The sequence below is a fragment of the Agromyces protaetiae genome (genome assembly GCF_004135405.1).
Classification (GTDB): domain Bacteria; phylum Actinomycetota; class Actinomycetes; order Actinomycetales; family Microbacteriaceae; genus Agromyces; species Agromyces protaetiae.
Genome location: NZ_CP035491.1, coordinates 1550407 through 1566937, shown reverse-complemented (window position 1 = coordinate 1566937; position 16531 = coordinate 1550407). Strand labels below are relative to the sequence as shown.

The window sequence follows — 16531 nt, the reverse complement described above, 5'->3', positions numbered from 1 at the left end:
CGAAGCCCGGCCGCCTCGAAAGGCGACCGGGCTTCGGAGCGTGGGTGCGTCGACTCAGCGGACGACGACCGCGAGCACGTCGCGGGCCGACAGGACGAGGAAGTCCTCGCCGCCGAACTTGACCTCGGTGCCGCCGTACTTCGAGTAGATGACCTTGTCGCCGACGGCGACGTCGAGGGGCACGCGGTTGCCGTTGTCGTCGATGCGGCCAGGGCCGACAGCGATGACTTCGCCCTCCTGCGGCTTCTCCTTCGCGGTGTCGGGGATCACGAGACCCGACGCCGTGGTCTGCTCGGCCTCGACCTGCTTGATGACGATGCGATCTTCGAGCGGCTTGATGGAAACCGACACGGTTGACCCCTTTTCTCGGTGGTGGGTGCTGTCTTGCACGAAGACTGTGGTTAGCAGCCTCGGACTGAGAGTGCTAACAGGGAGTCTATGCGGGTTCTGGCACTCGTGCAACGTGAGTGCCAGCGTTGTGACGGATGTCTCGCGGCCGCCCTTCGCCCGCCTGCTACCGTGACGGGGTGGACCGCGCCGAGCTCGTCGAACTGCTTTCGCCCGAGGGCCTGCGGCTCCTCGACTCGCTCCCCCCGTGGGACACGAAGGCCGACGTCGTGCGCACCGTCGCCGACCTCCGCAAGCAGGGCCACTCCCCCGCACTCGTCGCCGCCGTGCTCAGTCAGGCGAAGCTGCGCGACAAGGCGCGCGCCAAGTTCGGCGAGTTCGCGAGCCGCATGCTCTTCACCGAGGCCGGCCTCGAGCAGGCGACCCGACTGCGCGTCGCCGCCCTCCATGCCGGCCGCTTCTCGCGCGCGGGCATCCGTCACGTCGCCGACCTCGGCTGCGGCATCGGCGGCGACGCCCTCGCCCTCGCCGCAGTCGACCTCGAGGTCACCGCGGCCGACGCCGACGAGGTCACGGCCGCGATCGCAGCGTTCAACCTCAGCCCGTTCCCGCACGCGCGCGTGCTGCACTCGCGCGCCGAGGACGTCGCGCTCGGCGGCATCGGCGGCGCATGGCTCGACCCCGCTCGGCGCACGACCGCGGGCGGTCGCACGACGAGAATCGCGGATGCCTCGCAGTACACGCCGTCCCTCGACTTCGCGTTCGGCCTCGCCGACGTCGTCACGGCGGGGGCCGTCGGCGTGAAGCTCGGCCCCGGCACCGACCGCGACCTCGTGCCGGCCGGCGCCGAGGCGCAGTGGGTGTCGGTCGACGGCGACGTCGTCGAACTGGGCGTGTGGTTCGGGCCGCTCGCCCGGCCCGGCGTCGGCCGTGCGGCGCTCGTCGTCCGCGGCGACCAGGCGTCGGAGCTCACGGCACCCGCCGACAGCGAGGACGCGCCGGTCGGCCCCCTCGGCGACTACGTGTACGAGCCCGACGGGTCGGTCATCCGCGCGCGGCTCATCGGCGACCTCGCACGCGCGAACGGCGGGTGGATGCTGTCCGACGGCATCGCCTACATCACGGCCGACCGGGCGTTCGAGTCGCCGTTCGCGCGCGGGTTCCGCGTCGTCGAGCGGCTGCCGAACGACGAGCGGCAGTTGCGCCAGGCGCTCGCGGCACGCGGAATCGGCACGCTCGAGATCAAGAAGCGCGGCGTCGACATCGACCCCGCCGCGCTGCGCACCCGACTGAAGCTCAAGGGCGACGCGTCGGCGACGATCGTCGTCACGCGCGAGGAGGGACGTCGCGTGACGCTCCTCGTCGAACGGCTCGACGGCTGACGACCGACCGGCCCCGTGCCGATCCACACCGCGCGTCAACTCGGGAGGGCTCCGTAGACGATGAGGTAGTAGCCGATCCACACCGCGGAGAACACGAGGCCCGTGATGCCCGTGCCGATGGCGACGAATGCGAGCGAGCGCCCGTGTTCTTCGCGGCGGAGGCCGAGGACGCCGAACACGATGGCCGCGACGGCGAGCGGAAGCATCCAGCCGACGAAGAGCGAGGCGACGGCGCCGATGGAACCGAGGACAGCGCCGACCCAGCTGTAGACGCGCCGTTGCACGTCGACGTCTTCGGCCGCATCTCCGGCCGAGGGCGGAACGCCGGGGCGGTGGACGATGAGCAGTTGCCCGGTCGGCAGCTGATGGAGCACCCCGGTGTCGAACGTCTCGTCGAACTCGCGGATCGGCGGGATGGCCTGGTGGGTGGTGCCGCCCGGGTGGTACTCGGCGAGCGGGTCGATCGCCGGGGCATCCGGGTCGCTGTCATGTGCTGCGGGCCGGCGCGTCGTTTCGCCGAGGGGCGGAGCCTCGGTTCGGGGAAACGGATCGGGGGTCCCGCTGATCGGCGGGACCCCCTCACGCTCGCTCATGCAGCAGAGCCTAGTAGGTCGAGTACGAGGCCGCCGAGATGATGAAGATGAGCAGGAACAGCCCGAATACGAGCGAGATCGCGATCCCGACGAATCCGGTGATGAGACCGGTGAGCCAGAACCCCTTCGCCGCCGGCTCCTTCTTGCGTCCGAGGAAGCCGAGCACGACTGCGGCCGCGGAGAAGATGAATCCGAAGCCCACCCCGAAGACGCTCACGAGGATGCCGAAGATGCCGGCGATCATCGAGATGATGCTGAGCACCTGGGCCTTCTGCTGCACGGGCGCGTACGCCGGTGAACCGTAGGCGGGAGCCGGGACACCGTAGGCGGGCTGCGCGGGCGCACCGTACGCGGGCTGCGCCGGAGCGCCGTACGCGGGCGGGACCGGAGCGCCGTAGGCAGGCGGCTCGGGTGCGGCCGGAGCACCGTACGCGGGCGGGACCGGAGCGCCGTAGGCAGGCGGCTCGGGTGCGGCCGGAGCGCCGTAGGCGGGCGGAACCGGAGCGCCGTAGACCGGCGGCTCAGGCGCCGCGGGCGCCCCGTACGCGGGCGCGGCCGGAGCCGCAGGCGCGCTCGAGGGCACCTCGGTCGGCGTCCAGTACCCGGGCGGGGCCGGCGGAGCCGGCGGCTCGGGCACCGACGGCACCTCGGGCACGGACGGCGCTTCAGGCGCCGCGGGCGGCTCGGGAGCGGCCGGGGGTTCGGGCGTGCTCGCGGCGCCGGTCACCACGGCTGCCTGGTCGGCGCCGGGGAGCGACTCGCGGAGCACGGTCTCTTCGGCGACCTCTTCGGCTGCCGAGGCGCCCTCGGCGGGCGCGGCCCACGCCGAGTCGGGCGCGGCCGGGGCCCCGCCGAAGTCGACGGCGGGTACTGCGTCGTCGGGGGTGTTGTCTTTCGGATCGGTCATCGTGCGGTCTCCTCCTCGAGAGGGATCAGTACGTCGAGTAGGTGACGCCGCCGCTCGCGAGCGCGATGACCACGATGATGATCCAGATGAGCCCGAATGCGAGGCCGAGGTAGCCGAGCACGAGGCCGGCGATCGCGAGACCGCGGCCGCTCTCACCCGTCTTCTTGATCTGGTTGAGGGCGATGTGGCCCGTGATGACGGCGGCGAGCGAGACGAAGAACGCCGTCACGAGCGACACGATCGCGAGCACGTTGGTCTTCTGCGCGGCGGGCGCGGGGGCGCCGTAGGCGGGCGCTCCGTAGGCGGGAGCGGCCGGTGCGCCGTAGGCGGGAGCGGCCGGTGCGCCGTAGGCGGGAGCCGCGGGCGCCGCAGGGGGCGCGCCGTACGCGGGCGCCGCAGGCGGCGTCACGGGCGGAACGCCGGCGGGCTGCTCGGGAAGGTTCGGATCGGTCACTGTGTCGGTCCCCTCGGGTGCGTGGATGCCGGTCGTCGCATCGCGGTGATCCGCGACGCGGGCCGGAATGGCGCGCGGCATCGCTCGATTCGGTTCACCCTAGCGCGCGGCGCGCGCGACGGCGAGGGGTTGTGGACTGAGTGTCGGAACGCGACGCGGAGCGGCGCCGAGGCGCTCAGACGCGGATGTCGGTGACGGGGAGCGTCGAGTCGGCGCCGAAGCCGAGATCCGACGGCGGATGTCCCGCCGCGATCAATCGCGCACCGAGGGCGGCGATCATCGCGCCGTTGTCGGTGCAGAGCGACAGCGGCGGAATCCGCAGAGCGACGCCCGAGGCATCCGCCCGCTCTTGCGCGACCTGACGGAGCCGCGCGTTCGCGACGACGCCGCCGCCGAGCAGGAGCCGCGGCACGCCGAGGTCGGCGCACGCGGCGAGCGCCTTGCCGACGAGGACGTCGACGACGGCCTCGCGGAAGCTCGCGGCGACATCCGCCATGGGCACCGGCTCGTCGAGCGCCTCGCGCTGCTCGACCCACCGCGCGACCGCGGTCTTCAACCCCGAGAAGCTGAAATCGTAGCGGTGGCGTTCGAGGTCTTTCGGCTTCGTGAGTCCGCGCGGGAACCGGATGGCGGTCGGATCGCCGCCGATCGCGGCACGGTCGATCTCGGGGCCGCCGGGGTAGGGCAGTCCCAGCAGGCGCGCGACCTTGTCGAAGGCCTCGCCGGCGGCGTCGTCGATCGTCTCGCCGAGCAGTTCGACGTCGCTCACGAGGTCGCGGACGAGGAGGAGCGACGTGTGCCCGCCCGAGACGAGGAGGGCGACGGTCGGCGTCTCGAGAGGCTCGACGTCGCCGAGGAGGTCGGCGCCCACGTGGCCGACGAGGTGGTTGACGGCGTAGATCGGCTTGCCGATGGCGAGCGAGAGCGCCTTGGCCGCGCCGACGCCGACCATGAGCGCGCCCGCGAGGCCGGGTCCGCTCGTGACGGCGACGGCGTCGATCTCGCCGAGCGAGACGGATGCCTCGTCGAGCGCCGCACGGATCGTGGGGCCGAGCGCCTCGAGGTGTGCGCGTGCCGCGACCTCGGGCACGACGCCGCCGTACCGGGCGTGCTCCTCCATCGAGGAGGCGATCGTGTTGGCGAGGAGCTCGGTGCCGCGCACGATGCCGACGCCCGTCTCGTCACAGCTCGTCTCGATGCCGAGGACGAGGGGGGCTTCGCGGGTCATCCGTTCTCCTCCTGCTCGGGGGACCCGACCTCGATGGGCGACATGTCGAGCGGCGCCGGCGCCGCCTGAGCGGCGGGCACGTCGAGGCGCATGAGCACGGCGTCGACGCCGTCGCGGTAGTACCCCGGCCGCACGCCGATCTCGGCGAAGCCGAGCGACGTGTAGAGGCCGCGGGCGACGGGGTTGTCGGCGCGCACCTCGAGGAAGAGGCGCTCGGCGCCGCGGGCGCGGGCCTCGGCGATGAGCGCGTTCATGAGCGCGCGGCCGACGCCGCCGCCCCGCTGCGCGGGTTCGACGGCGATCGTCTGGATGTCCCCTTCGCCCGAGCCGCGGCCCGCGAGGAGACCCGCGTACCCGAGCACGGTGTCGGGTGCGGCATCGTCGACGACGACGAGGTAGTGGCTGTGCTCGCCCTCGAGCTCGGCGCGCATGGCGTGCTCGGGCCACGCGTCGCCCTCGAAGACGGCGCGTTCGAGCGCCATGATCCCGTCGAGGTCGGTCGTCTTCGCCCGGCGCAGCATGAGGCTCATCGCGTCACCCGCTTGATGCCCGCCGAGGGCGTCACATCGGGTGCGCGCAGGTAGAGGGGCTCGTCGGCCGTGAGCGGCAGGCGGCCGGCCGCGTAGGCGGTCTCGGCGATCAGTCCGAGCGCGCCGGCCGGGACGACGGATGCCTCGAGCCGGATGCCTCGGGGTGCGGGCACCTCGTCACGCGGGAACAGCGCGGGGCCCGCGCCTCGCACGGGTAGGCCGTCATCGTCGAGCCCGTCGTAGTCGGACACCGCCGACTCGCGCCGACGCGCGTCGGTCACGACCTGCAGCGGACCCGACCCGCCGTCGCGGTACCACGCGAAGGCGACCGCATCGTGGCTCACGACCGGCACGAACGGCCTGCCGATGCCGAGCGCGAACGCGTGCGCGGCGGCGATCCCGACCCGCAGCCCCGTGAACGGCCCGGGACCCATGCCGCCCGCGACGCCCGAGAGCTCACGGGGCAAGACGCCCGCCGCGGCGAGCGCGTCGCGGATGAAGTCGCCGACGACCTCGGCGTGCCGCATGGGGTCGTCGGTGCCGACCTCGGCGAGCACGCCGCCGTCGCGGTCGACGACGGCGACGGAGGTGCCGGTCGACGTGTCGATGGCGAGGAGCATGCCTCCAGCCTATGCGCCCCGGCTGACGCCGGAGCCGGCCGCGGCACCTCCCCCGGCTCTTCGGTGTCGGACAAACCCGGGTTTGTCGGACAACACCGGGTTTGACGGACAACGCCGGGTTTGTCGGACAACGCCGGGCTTGTCGGACAACACCGGGTTTGACGGACAACGCCGGGTTTGTCGGACAACACCGGGTTTGTCGGACGGAATCTCCCCGATGTGTCCGACATTCGGCCGATTGTCCGACAAACCCGGTGGGGCGGGGTGGGGTGGGGCGGGGTGGCGGGTGGGGCGAGGTGGGTGGTCAGGCCGAGTAGCGCGTACCGGCCCAGCGCGGGCCGTGAGCGGTGACCGTCACGGTGCGCGGTTCGTCGGCGTCGAGATCGAGGTCGGCGGATGCCTCGGGGGCGCCGCCGTCCGAGGCATCCGGCTCGCTCGCCGCATCAGCCCCGCCGACGCGCCGCTCGATCACGATCTCGAGCCACGACTCGCTCACGTCGTCGAGGAGCCCGGCGCCCCACTCGGCGACGACGACCGACCGGTCGAAGTCGAGGTCGAGATCGTCGAGCTCGGCGGCCGTGCCGAGCCGGTATGCGTCGACGTGCACGAGCGGCGCGCCGCCCGTGAGGCTCGGGTGCGTGCGCGCGAGCACGAACGTGGGCGACTGCACGGGTCCGCGCACGCCGAGCCCCTCGCCGATGCCGCGCGTGAGCGTCGTCTTGCCCGCGCCGAGCGGGCCCGTCAGCACGACGAGATCGCCGGCGCGGAGTTCCGCGCCGAGTGCACGGCCGAACTCCTCCATGGCGTCGGCGTCGGCGATCGCGAGGCGGAGGCTCACTCCTCCTCCTCATCGACGTCGCCGTAGCCCTCGGCGTCGGGCCAGGGCGTCGCCTTCGGCCCGCCGACATGCACGCGCGCGACGCGCGGGCCGATGCGGGTCACGATCTCGTACCCGATGGTGCCGGATGCCTCGGCGAGCTCGTCGGCCGTCGGGGCACCGGTCGCGGGGGCGCCGAACACGACGACCTCATCGCCCTCGCGGATGTCGTCGTCGCCGACGTCGACCACGAACTGGTCCATCGCGATCCGCCCGACGATCGGGCGGCGCTTGCCGCCGAGGAGCACTTCCGCCCCGCCGCCCGTCGCATGCCGCGGAATGCCGTCGGCGTAGCCGAGCGGCACGAGCGCGAGCGTCGTCGGGTGCTCGGCACGCCACAGGTGCCCGTACGAGACGCCGGCACCCGCCTGGGCGCGGTGCGTGCCTGCGACGCGCGTCACGAGGGTCATCGCGGGCGTGAGCCCGAGGTCGGCCGAGGTCGTGCCGTCGCCGAACGGCGTGAGCCCGTACATCCCGATGCCGACGCGCACGGCGTCGTAGCGCGCGTGCGGGTCGCGGAGCGCGGCCTCGGAGGAGGCGATATGGCGGATGCCGGGGCGGAGCCCCGCGTCGGATGCCACGGCGAGCGCCCGTTCGAAGGCGGCGAGCTGCGAGGCATCCGCTTCGCGTGACGTGTTCGCGAGGTGGCTGAAGACGCCCGCGACCGTGATCTGCTCGAGCCGTTCGAGTTCGGCGGCGCGCGCGACGACCGCCGCCCACTCGGTTTCGGGGACGCCGTTGCGGTTGAGTCCGGTGTCGATCTTCAGGTGGACGCGGGCCGCTTCGGAGGTGAGCGTCGCCGCCGCGACGCGTTCGAGCTGCGCGAGGCTCGAGACGCCGAGCTCGATGCGCAGCCCGATCGCCCGCCGGAAGTCGGCGAACGGGTCGTGCAGCCACGCCACGACGGGCCCGTGGATGCCGCCGGCGCGGAGTTCGTACGCCTCGTCGAGATCGGCGACGCCGAGGAGCGCCGCCCCTCCGGCGAGCGCAGCCCGCGCGACCGGAACGGCGCCGTGGCCGTAGGCGTTTGCCTTGACGACGGCGACGATCTTCGCGGGAGCGACGCGCGCGGCGAGCGTCTCGACGTTGCGTGCGACGGCGTCGAGGTCGATGACCGCCGCACGGAGGGGGCGTCGCCCAGGCGTGCCGCTCGAGACATCCGTCATGCGATCCGCCCGCCGTCCGCCGCCCGCTCGACGATCACGAACGCGCTCGCGATGCCCGCGTCGTGGCTCATCGAGAGGTGCACCCGGTCGATGCCGAGGGCGCGCACGTGTTCGGCGAGCGCGCCCTCGAGCACGAAATCGGGGTTTCCTTCGGTGTCTTGCACGACGCGCATGTCGTGCCAGCGTATGACGGCATGGCCGCCGAGCGCCTTGATGAGGGCCTCTTTCGCGGCGAATCGGGCCGCGAGCGAGCGGGCCGGGTGATCGCGTTCGCTCTCAGCGAACAGCCGTTCGACGAGCCGCGGGGTCCGAACGAGCGACCGCTCGAACCGCGCGATGTCGACGACGTCGATCCCGATGCCCGCGATCACCCGCTACTCCACCGTCACCGACTTCGCGAGGTTCCGCGGCTGGTCGACGTCGAGGCCCTTCGCCTCGGCGAGCTCCATCGCGAAGACCTGCAGCGGCACGACCGCGAGGAGCGGCTCGAACAAGGGAGCTGCGAGCGGAATGCGCACGACCTCGTCGGCGAACGGCAGCACCGCCGCGTCGCCCTCCTCGGCGATCGCGATGACGCGCGCACCGCGCGCCCGGATCTCCTGGATGTTCGAGACGACCTTCGGGTGCAGGTTCTGCGACCCGCGCGGGCTCGGCACGACGACGAACACCGGCTGACCCGGCTCGATGAGCGCGATCGGCCCGTGCTTGAGCTCGCCCGCGGCGAAGCCCTCGGCGTGGATGTACGCGAGCTCCTTGAGCTTGAGCGCGCCCTCGAGCGCGATGGGGTAGCCCACGTGCCGGCCGAGGAAGAGCACCGAACGCGTGTCGGCCATCCAGTGCGCGAGCTGCGCGACGCCGTCGGACTCGCCGAGCACCGCCTCGAGCTTCTCGGGGATCGCCTGCAGCTCGGCGAGGTTCTCCGCGAGCGCCGCGTCGTCGAGCGTGCCGCGCACGCGCGCGAGGTGCAGGCCGAACAGGTAGAGCGCCGTGATCTGCGCGACGAACGCCTTGGTCGACGCGACCGCGACCTCGGGGCCTGCGTGCGTGTAGACGACGGCGTCGGACTCGCGCGGGATCGTCGCGCCCTGCGTGTTGCAGATCGAGATCGCCTTGGCGCCCTGCTCGCGCGCGTACTTGACGGCCATGAGGGTGTCCATCGTCTCGCCCGACTGGCTGATCGACACGACGAGCGTGTGCTCGTCGAGCACGGGCTCGCGGTAGCGGAACTCGTGGCTGAGCTCGACCTCGACGGGAATGCGCGCCCACTGCTCGATCGCGTACTTCGCGACGAGGCCCGCGTACGACGCGGTGCCGCACGCGACGACGGTGATGCGATGGATGTCTCGGAGCCGGTCGTCTCCGAACGCCTCGAGCTCGGGGATCACGACCTTGCCGTCGACCGCGCGGCCGAGGATCGTCTTCTGCACGGCCTCGGGCTGCTCGGCGACCTCCTTGCGCATGAACGACGACCAACCGCCCTTCTCGGCGGCCGAAGCATCCCACGCGACCTCGAACGGCTCGACGTCGACGTGCGCGCCGTCGAAGTCGGTGACCTCGACGCCGTCGGCCGTGATCGAGACGATCTGGTCCTGGCCGATCGCCACGGCGCGATTCGTGTACTCGACGAACGCCGCGACGTCGGAGCCGAGGAAGTTCTCGCCCTCGCCGAGCCCGATGACGAGGGGCGAGTTGCGGCGCGCGCCGACCACGAGGCCCGGCTGGTCGCGGTGCACGGCGAGGAGCGTGAACGCGCCCTCGAGCCGCCCGACCGTCCGGCGGAACGCCTCGCGGAGTTCCCCGACCTCGTGGAACTCGCGGCCGAGGAGGACGGCGGCGACCTCGGTGTCGGTCTCGCTCTCGAATGCGAAGCCCTCGGCGAGGAGTTCGGCCTTCAGCTCGGAGAAGTTCTCGATGATGCCGTTGTGGATGAGCGCGAGCCGGCCGTCGTCGCCGAGGTGCGGGTGCGCGTTGCGGTCGGTCGGACCGCCGTGCGTCGCCCACCGGGTGTGCCCGATGCCCGTGCCGCCTTCGGCGAGCGGGTGGCGCTCGAGCTCGTCGGCGAGGACTTGCAGCTTGCCCGCGCGTTTTGCGGTCTCGAGGCTGCCCCCCTCATCGATGACGGCGACGCCCGCCGAGTCGTACCCGCGATATTCCAGACGGCGCAAGCCGCCCATGAGGACGTCGAGCGAGCTGCGCTCCCCGACGTATCCGACAATTCCACACATGCGCTCGATTCTAGGCTGGCCTTCCTGGGCGACCGGCATTCCCGGGAACGGACGGAAGGCTCCGCGGTCGACGCGCCGGTAGACTGTCGAGGTGCTGGATCGCCAGAGCCCGTCGGCCGCGCAGCTCTCGCCGTTCATCGAACTCGACCGCGCGGACTGGGCGGCACTCGCCCCCTCAATCCCCGCGCCGCTCACCGAGACCGAGATCGTGCAGCTGCGCGGACTCGGCGAACCCCTCGACATGCGCGAGGTCTCCGAGGTGTACCTTCCCCTCTCCCGGCTGCTCAACCTGTACGTCGGCGGCACGAAGGCGCTCCACCGCGTCACGAGCGAGTTCCTCCGCGAGCAGACCGAGTCCACGCCGTTCGTCATCGGCGTCGCCGGCTCCGTCGCGGTCGGCAAGTCGACCATCGCGCGCCTGCTCCGCGAACTCCTCGCCCGTTGGGAGCACACCCCGCGCGTCGAGCTCATCACGACCGACGGCTTCCTCTTCCCGAACGCCGAACTCGAGCGCCGCGGGCTCATGACCCGCAAGGGCTTCCCCGAGTCGTACGACCGGCGCGCACTGCTCCGCTTCGTGAGCGAGATCAAGGCGGGCGCCGCATCCGTGCGCGCGCCCTTCTACTCGCACCTCGCGTACGACATCGTGCCCGACGCGCAGATCACCGTCCGCCGCCCCGACGTCCTCATCGTCGAGGGCCTCAACGTGCTGCAGCCGCCGTCACCCGGCCACCGGCTCGCCGTGAGCGACCTCTTCGACTTCACGATCTACGTCGACGCGCGCACGCAAGACATCGCGCGCTGGTACGAAGAGCGCTTCCTGAAGCTCCAGCGCGGCGCGTTCGCGAACCCGAAGTCGTACTTCCACCGCTACGCGTCGCTGTCCGAAGACGAGGCCCGGGCTCGCGCGCGCGAGATCTGGGGCTCGATCAACGAACCCAACCTCCTGCAGAACATCCGGCCGACGCGCTCGCGCGCGAGTCTCGTGCTGCGCAAGAGCGCCGACCACACGGTGCAGAACGTGCTGCTCCGCAAGCTCTGAGCCGACCGCACGCGCCGCTCCGCGGCATCCGTTCGCTCCGCGGGATCCGTCGACACATCGCCGTTTCAGGAGATCGCAAGCGATTCAGGATGCTTCGAGCCATCCGGTCCTGAACAGCGTTCGATCTCCTGAATGCGTGCCGTCGCACCCGCACAGTGCCGCCGCTGCCGCTTCGCAAGGCGCGCGCCGGTGCCGAAGAAGCAGGCCTTAGCGCGAGAGCCGCGCGCGCACGACCTCGGCGAGCGTGTTCGCGTGCCGGTCTGCGCTCGCCTGGTCGGCGGCCTCGACCATGACCCGCACCATGGGCTCGGTGCCCGACGGACGCAGCAGCACCCGACCCGAGTCGCCGAGCGCGACCTCGGCCGCCTGCACGGCCGCCGCGATCTCCTCGTCGCCGCCGAGCGCGTGGTGGTCGACCCCGCGCACGTTGACGAGCACCTGCGGGTACACCGTCATGACGTCGGCCAGCTCCTTGAGGGACTTGCCCGTGCGCGCCATCTCGGCCACGAGGTGGAGCCCCGTGAGCACGCCGTCGCCCGTCGTCGCGAACTCCGTCATGATGACGTGGCCCGACTGCTCGCCGCCGAGGGCGAGCCCGTGCTCGCTCAACGCTTCGAGGACGTACCGGTCGCCGACCTTCGTCTCGATGAGCTTCACGCCGTGCTCGGCCATGGCCCGCTTGAGTCCGAGGTTCGACATGACCGTGACGACCAGGGTGTCGTCGGTGAGCTTGCCGCGCTCCTTCATGGCGACCGCGAGGATCGCCATGATGCGGTCGCCGTCGACGATGTTGCCCTCGGCATCGACCGCGAGGCAGCGGTCGGCGTCGCCGTCGTGCGCGATGCCGATGTCTGCGCCGTGCTCGAGGACGGCCGCCTGCAGCGGGCCGAGATGGGTCGAGCCGACGCCGTCGTTGATGTTGATGCCGTCGGGGTCGGCGCCGATGACGACGACCTCGGCGCCCGCGTCTTTGAAGGTCTCGGGCGAGACGCCCGACGCCGCGCCGTGGGCGCAGTCCAGCACGACCTTGATGCCGTCGAGTCGGTTCGGCAGGCTGCCGATGAGGTGGAGGACGTAGCGGTCCTCGGCGTCGGCGAAGCGACGGATGCGTCCGACGCCGCCGCCCGTGGGCGCGAGCTGCTGACCCTTGGCGAGGGTCGCTTCGATGCGATCCTCGACCTCGTCGGGGAGCTTCGTGCCGCCGAAGGAGAAGAACTTGATCCCGTTGTCGGGAGCGGGGTTGTGCGACGCCGAGATCATCACGCCGAAGTCGGCCTTGATGGACTCGATGAGGAACGCCGTCGCGGGCGTCGGGAGCACCCCGGCATCGAGCACGTCGATGCCGGAGCTCGCGAGCCCCGCGGCGACGGCCGACGCGAGGAACTCGCCCGAGACCCTGGGGTCTCGAGCGAGCACCGCGACCGGCCGTCGACCGACGGAGCGGAGATAATCGGCGTGCCGGCCCTGCGTGAGCACGAAGGCAGCCGCCTGAGCGAGGTTCAGGGCGAGGTCGGCCGTGAGTTCACGGTTCGCCAGGCCCCGAACCCCGTCGGTTCCGAAGAGCCGAGGCATCCGATACTCCTGCGCTTAGCGCTTCGAGAACTGCGGAGCCTTACGGGCCTTCTTGAGACCGGCCTTCTTGCGCTCGATGACGCGGGCGTCACGCGTGAGGAAGCCGGCCTTCTTGAGGGCCGGACGGTTGTTCTCGCGGTCGATCTCGTTGAGCGCACGCGCGATCGCGAGGCGCAGCGCGCCGGCCTGGCCCGAGGGGCCGCCGCCGGTGATGCGGGCGATCACGTCGTACGAGCCCGCGAGCTCGAGGACGGTGAACGGGTCGGTGATGAGCTGCTGGTGGAGCTTGTTCGGGAAGTAGTCCGCGAACTCGCGGCCGTTCACCTTGATGGTGCCCGAGCCGGGGATGACGCGCACGCGCGCGATGGCCTCCTTGCGGCGGCCGACGGCCGCGCCCGAGACGTTGAGAACGGGGCGGGGGGCGGCGGGCGCCTCCGAAGCCGGGGTCTCGGTCGTGTAGCTCTCAGGAGCCTGGTCGATCTGGTCTGCGATCTTCGCCATGGTGGTTTCGAATCCTTATTTCGCGTCTGGCCGGGCCGGGCTTACTGGGCGACCTGGGTGAGGGTGTACGGCTTCGGCTGCTGCGCCTGGTGCGGGTGCTCCGGGCCGGCGTAGACCTTCAGCTTCTTGAGCTGAGCGCGCCCGAGCGAGTTCTTCGGGAGCATGCCGCGAATCGCCTTCTCGACGGCGCGGACGGGGTTCTTCTCGAGGAGCTCGGCGTAGCCGACGGCCTTGAGGCCGCCCGGGTAGCCCGAGTGGCGGTAGGCCTTCTTCTGCTCGAGCTTCTGGCCGGTGAGGGCCACCTTCTCGGCGTTGACGATGATGACGAAGTCGCCGGTGTCGACGTGGTTCGCGAAGATCGCCTTGTGCTTGCCGCGCAGGAGCGCGGCGGCGTGGCTCGCGAGGCGGCCGAGCACGATGTCGTTGGCGTCGATGACGACCCAATCGTGCGTGATCTCGCCCTGCTTGGGGGTGTAAGTGCGCGTCACAGTAGTGCTGCTTTCTGATCGAGTGAGGGGTTCGTGAATCCCACTCCGGCGGGTGTTCTGGCACGATGTGCTCGAACGCCCATGGTGGAGGGCTCAACATCGGATGCCGCGCAGTGACGGCACCAAAGGGAAATCTTACCCGACGACTCCATCGACGTGCAATTCGCGCCGCGCCCGCGTCTGCGCGGCCCGCGCCGCGAGCTCGTCGTCGGCCGGGTACCCGACCTCCGTGAGCACGAGTCCTTTGGCGGGCATCACCTTGAACGCGCTCGTGCGTTCGCGAGCGGCGAGCAGCAGAGCGGGGTCGGATGCCTCGAGCCGGCCTTCTCCGACGGCGGCGCACGCCCCGACGAGCGCCCGAACCATCGAGTGGCAGAACGCATCGGCCTGAAGCGACGCGACGAGGACGCCGTCGTCGTCGCGACGGCGCCAGGTGAACGCCTGCAGGGTGCGGATCGTCGTCGCCTCGTCTCGCGGCTTGCAGAACGACGCGAAGTCGTGGAGGCCCGTGAGCGATCGCGCCGCGGCATCCATCGCCGCGACGTCGAACGCGCGCGGCACCCACACCGTGCGGTGCCGATCGAGCGGGTCGCGCGTCGCGGACGCGTCGGCGATGCGGTATTCGTACCGGCGCCACACCGCCGAGAATCGCGCGTCGAACCCGTCGGGCGCGAGCGATGCGCCCGTCACGACGACATCGGCCTCGGACGCCCCGAGGATGCCCGTCAGCCGCCGCGCGAGCACGCCCGCGACATCCGTCGGCAATCCCCTCTCTGCGTCGGCCCGCCGCGCGCGCGCGACCTGATCGAGCGCGCTCCGCGGCACGTCGAAATGCGCGACCTGGCCGAGCGCGTGCACGCCCGCGTCGGTGCGGCCCGCGACCGTCAGCCGCGGCGCCTCGCCCGTGCGCCGGAACAGCGTGCCGAGCGCCTGCTCGAGCACGCCCTGCACGGTGCGCAGGCCCGGCTGACGGCTCCAGCCGTTGAAGTCGGTGCCGTCGTACGCGATGCCGAGGCGGATGCGCGCGGTGTCGTTCACGCCTCCAGCCTAGATTCCGCGGGGCTCCCCCGACGTCTGCACGGCCGTGGTCGCAGCCGAGACCGCGCCTGCGCCTGCACGGCCCGCGGCCGGGACATCCGGTTCGCGCTTCCCGGGCCCGCCCACGATGAGCCCCACGACGCCGACCGCCACGAGCGCCCAGCCGAGCACCCCGTGCTGCCACGGCAGGTACCCCTGCGTCAGGATGACGCCGACGCCGACGATCGTCGCGAGCCCCCAGACGACGACCGCCGCGAGTGGCGTGCGCCGCTCCCGGGCCTTCGGCCAGAGTGCCTCGAGCCGCGGCACGACGAGGCAGCACCCTGCCACGACGACCGCGATCGCGACGATCCACAGCGGCCGCGTCGCCCACCACGACGGCGACAGCACGGGCGGGAACGGCAACCCGAGCGCGAGCTCGCCCGCCGTCACGACCGCCATCGCGAACGTATGCCACAGGTAGATCGTCATGCCGTACACACCGAACACGAACACCGTGCCGAGCACCGCCCGCCGCGTCGCGAAGCGGCGGATCGCGGGCTGCGCGAGCGAGAAGAGCGCGACCTGGCCGAGCGACAGCGCGAGGATCGCGAGCGTCGGCGGGTTGAGGTTGTCGAGCATGTCGTGCGAGTACTCGAACCACGTCACGAGCACCGCGATGACGCCGTACGCACCCACCGCCATCCCGACGAGCGCGAGCCTCGCGCGCCGCGCGAACCACCCGTCGCGCAGCCCGAACCCGAGCTGCTGCGCGAAGAGCCACACGAAGAGCCAGTTGAGCGCGCCGAGCGGCACGCCCAGCCCGCGCGTGAACGCGTCGACCACGACGACCCCGCCCGCGAGCCCCAGATACGTCGCCCACGGGGCATGACGGTGCAGCCACGACATCGCCGGCACGAGCGCCGTGCAGATCGCGTACACGGGGATGAACCACAGCGGCTCGGCGAGGCGGAACGCGAACGTGCGCGCGAACTCGGGGTCGACGCCCGCCGCGAGCATGCCCGCGAGCACCGCTCCCACGGCGAGGACGACGAGCACGACCGGTTGCGCGAGCCGGATGAACCGGATCCTCACGTAGTGCGCCACCGTCTCGCCGTGCCCCCGGAGCCGCCGCCACTGCGTGATCGACGCGAAGCCGCCGCAGATGAAGAACACCGGCATGATCATGAGCGGCCACGTCGCCCACGCGAGCGGCTCGAAGCCCGCGAGCGCGTTGAACGCCCGCAGCGGATCGCCGCCGATGCCCATCTGCAGGGCGTGCAGGAGCACGACGACGGGGAGGCAGAGCGCGCGTGCGAAATCGATCGACAGATCGCGGTCTTCGGGGATGCGCTGGGCGGGTCGGGCCACGGTGTCCTCTCGGCGACGGTGCTGGGTCGGGCAGCGCTCCATCCTGCCAGATCGTGCGCACGGGACATCCGGCCCTGTGGATGCCTCGCGGTGCCTCCTCCTCCTCCTCCCCCTCCTCCCCCCCCCCCCCCCCCCCCCCGGGGCCATCACCCCGACCCAGCCAGACCACCCAGTGAGGGGACGCGTAAGCACGGAGTCACCAGGGCTTGC

At 71.8% G+C, this 16531-nt stretch carries 18 protein-coding genes; 2 read left to right on the top strand and 16 right to left on the bottom strand.

The features are described from left to right. Positions 1-54: 54 nt before the first annotated feature. Positions 55-351, bottom strand: a complete 297-nt coding sequence (gene groES, locus ET445_RS07400) for a co-chaperone GroES (protein ID WP_129190217.1) — start codon at positions 349-351, stop codon at positions 55-57. 176 nt (positions 352-527) lie between these two features. On the opposite strand from groES, the gene ET445_RS07395 reads away from it, so the two are divergent. Next, a complete protein-coding gene (locus tag ET445_RS07395) occupies positions 528-1730 on the top strand; it encodes a class I SAM-dependent methyltransferase (RefSeq protein ID WP_129190215.1) in 1203 nt (400 codons plus the stop codon). A gap of 35 nt (positions 1731-1765) precedes the next feature. Here the strand turns inward: ET445_RS07395 and ET445_RS07390 are convergent, their stop codons facing one another. The 10 genes from ET445_RS07390 to glmS all read right to left on the bottom strand — a co-directional run bounded on the left by ET445_RS07390 (position 1766) and on the right by glmS (position 10330). Continuing rightward, positions 1766-2323: a DUF4190 domain-containing protein gene (locus tag ET445_RS07390; protein ID WP_129190213.1), complete on the bottom strand. Its 558-nt coding sequence runs from the start codon at positions 2321-2323 to the stop codon at positions 1766-1768. A 10-nt stretch (positions 2324-2333) separates the two neighbouring features. Beyond that, positions 2334-3230: a DUF4190 domain-containing protein gene (locus ET445_RS17195; protein WP_165314332.1), complete on the bottom strand. Its 897-nt coding sequence runs from the start codon at positions 3228-3230 to the stop codon at positions 2334-2336. Positions 3231-3255: 25 nt separating this feature from the next. Further along, complete coding sequence (locus ET445_RS07385) at positions 3256-3684, bottom strand: DUF4190 domain-containing protein (protein WP_243695366.1); 429 nt, start codon at positions 3682-3684, stop codon at positions 3256-3258. A gap of 175 nt (positions 3685-3859) precedes the next feature. Continuing rightward, the gene (tsaD, locus tag ET445_RS07380) at positions 3860-4912 is read right to left on the bottom strand and encodes a tRNA (adenosine(37)-N6)-threonylcarbamoyltransferase complex transferase subunit TsaD (protein WP_129190209.1); all 1053 of its coding nucleotides are present in this window, start codon (positions 4910-4912) and stop codon (positions 3860-3862) included. Further along, complete coding sequence (rimI, locus tag ET445_RS07375) at positions 4909-5442, bottom strand: ribosomal protein S18-alanine N-acetyltransferase (protein ID WP_129190207.1); 534 nt, start codon at positions 5440-5442, stop codon at positions 4909-4911. The genes tsaD and rimI overlap by 4 nt, the downstream gene beginning before the upstream one ends. Next, on the bottom strand, positions 5439-6062 hold the full coding sequence (gene tsaB, locus ET445_RS07370) for a tRNA (adenosine(37)-N6)-threonylcarbamoyltransferase complex dimerization subunit type 1 TsaB (RefSeq protein WP_129190206.1): 624 nt from the start codon (positions 6060-6062) through the stop codon (positions 5439-5441). Before tsaB ends, rimI begins: the two co-directional genes overlap by 4 nt. 304 nt (positions 6063-6366) lie before the next feature. After that, positions 6367-6864: a tRNA (adenosine(37)-N6)-threonylcarbamoyltransferase complex ATPase subunit type 1 TsaE gene (tsaE, locus tag ET445_RS07365; RefSeq protein WP_129192451.1), complete on the bottom strand. Its 498-nt coding sequence runs from the start codon at positions 6862-6864 to the stop codon at positions 6367-6369. A 32-nt stretch (positions 6865-6896) separates the two neighbouring features. Beyond that, positions 6897-8105 carry an alanine racemase gene (gene alr, locus ET445_RS07360; RefSeq protein ID WP_129190204.1) on the bottom strand — a complete coding sequence of 403 codons (1209 nt, stop codon included), beginning with the start codon at positions 8103-8105 and terminating at the stop codon, positions 6897-6899. Continuing rightward, complete coding sequence (locus ET445_RS07355; RefSeq protein ID WP_129190201.1) at positions 8102-8476, bottom strand: holo-ACP synthase; 375 nt, start codon at positions 8474-8476, stop codon at positions 8102-8104. The genes alr and ET445_RS07355 overlap by 4 nt, the downstream gene beginning before the upstream one ends. 3 nt (positions 8477-8479) lie before the next feature. Then, complete coding sequence (glmS, locus tag ET445_RS07350; protein ID WP_129190199.1) at positions 8480-10330, bottom strand: glutamine--fructose-6-phosphate transaminase (isomerizing); 1851 nt, start codon at positions 10328-10330, stop codon at positions 8480-8482. A 94-nt stretch (positions 10331-10424) separates the two neighbouring features. Between glmS and coaA the strand changes: the two genes are divergently transcribed. Continuing rightward, positions 10425-11372, top strand: a complete 948-nt coding sequence (coaA, locus tag ET445_RS07345; RefSeq protein WP_129192450.1) for a type I pantothenate kinase — start codon at positions 10425-10427, stop codon at positions 11370-11372. A 207-nt stretch (positions 11373-11579) separates the two neighbouring features. Here coaA and glmM read toward each other — a convergent pair whose 3' ends face one another. The 5 genes from glmM to ET445_RS07320 all read right to left on the bottom strand — a co-directional run bounded on the left by glmM (position 11580) and on the right by ET445_RS07320 (position 16321). Then, positions 11580-12944, bottom strand: a complete 1365-nt coding sequence (gene glmM / locus ET445_RS07340; protein WP_129190197.1) for a phosphoglucosamine mutase — start codon at positions 12942-12944, stop codon at positions 11580-11582. A 15-nt stretch (positions 12945-12959) separates the two neighbouring features. Then, positions 12960-13445, bottom strand: a complete 486-nt coding sequence (gene rpsI / locus ET445_RS07335) for a 30S ribosomal protein S9 (protein WP_129190195.1) — start codon at positions 13443-13445, stop codon at positions 12960-12962. A gap of 41 nt (positions 13446-13486) precedes the next feature. Continuing rightward, the gene (gene rplM / locus ET445_RS07330; protein WP_129190193.1) at positions 13487-13933 is read right to left on the bottom strand and encodes a 50S ribosomal protein L13; all 447 of its coding nucleotides are present in this window, start codon (positions 13931-13933) and stop codon (positions 13487-13489) included. Between the two features lie 135 nt (positions 13934-14068). Beyond that, entirely contained in the window at positions 14069-14971 is a 903-nt protein-coding gene (truA, locus tag ET445_RS07325; protein ID WP_129190191.1) for a tRNA pseudouridine(38-40) synthase TruA, read from the bottom strand. Positions 14972-14980: 9 nt separating this feature from the next. Continuing rightward, positions 14981-16321, bottom strand: a complete 1341-nt coding sequence (locus tag ET445_RS07320; RefSeq protein WP_165314331.1) for an acyltransferase family protein — start codon at positions 16319-16321, stop codon at positions 14981-14983. Positions 16322-16531 lie beyond the last annotated feature (210 nt).

Bases quoted from the DNA above. Each gene is read 5' to 3' on its own strand.
- ET445_RS07390 (WP_129190213.1), bottom strand. From the start codon at position 2,323: ATGAGCGAGCGTGAGGGGGTCCCGCCGATCAGCGGGACCCCCGATCCG.
- ET445_RS17195 (WP_165314332.1), bottom strand. From the start codon at position 3,230: ATGACCGATCCGAAAGACAACACCCCCGACGACGCAGTACCCGCCGTC.
- tsaD (WP_129190209.1), bottom strand. From the start codon at position 4,912: ATGACCCGCGAAGCCCCCCTCGTCCTCGGCATCGAGACGAGCTGTGAC.
- rimI (WP_129190207.1), bottom strand. From the start codon at position 5,442: ATGAGCCTCATGCTGCGCCGGGCGAAGACGACCGACCTCGACGGGATC.
- tsaB (WP_129190206.1), bottom strand. From the start codon at position 6,062: ATGCTCCTCGCCATCGACACGTCGACCGGCACCTCCGTCGCCGTCGTC.
- tsaE (WP_129192451.1), bottom strand. From the start codon at position 6,864: ATGGAGGAGTTCGGCCGTGCACTCGGCGCGGAACTCCGCGCCGGCGAT.
- alr (WP_129190204.1), bottom strand. From the start codon at position 8,105: ATGACGGATGTCTCGAGCGGCACGCCTGGGCGACGCCCCCTCCGTGCG.
- glmS (WP_129190199.1), bottom strand. From the start codon at position 10,330: ATGTGTGGAATTGTCGGATACGTCGGGGAGCGCAGCTCGCTCGACGTC.
- glmM (WP_129190197.1), bottom strand. From the start codon at position 12,944: ATGCCTCGGCTCTTCGGAACCGACGGGGTTCGGGGCCTGGCGAACCGT.
- rpsI (WP_129190195.1), bottom strand. From the start codon at position 13,445: ATGGCGAAGATCGCAGACCAGATCGACCAGGCTCCTGAGAGCTACACG.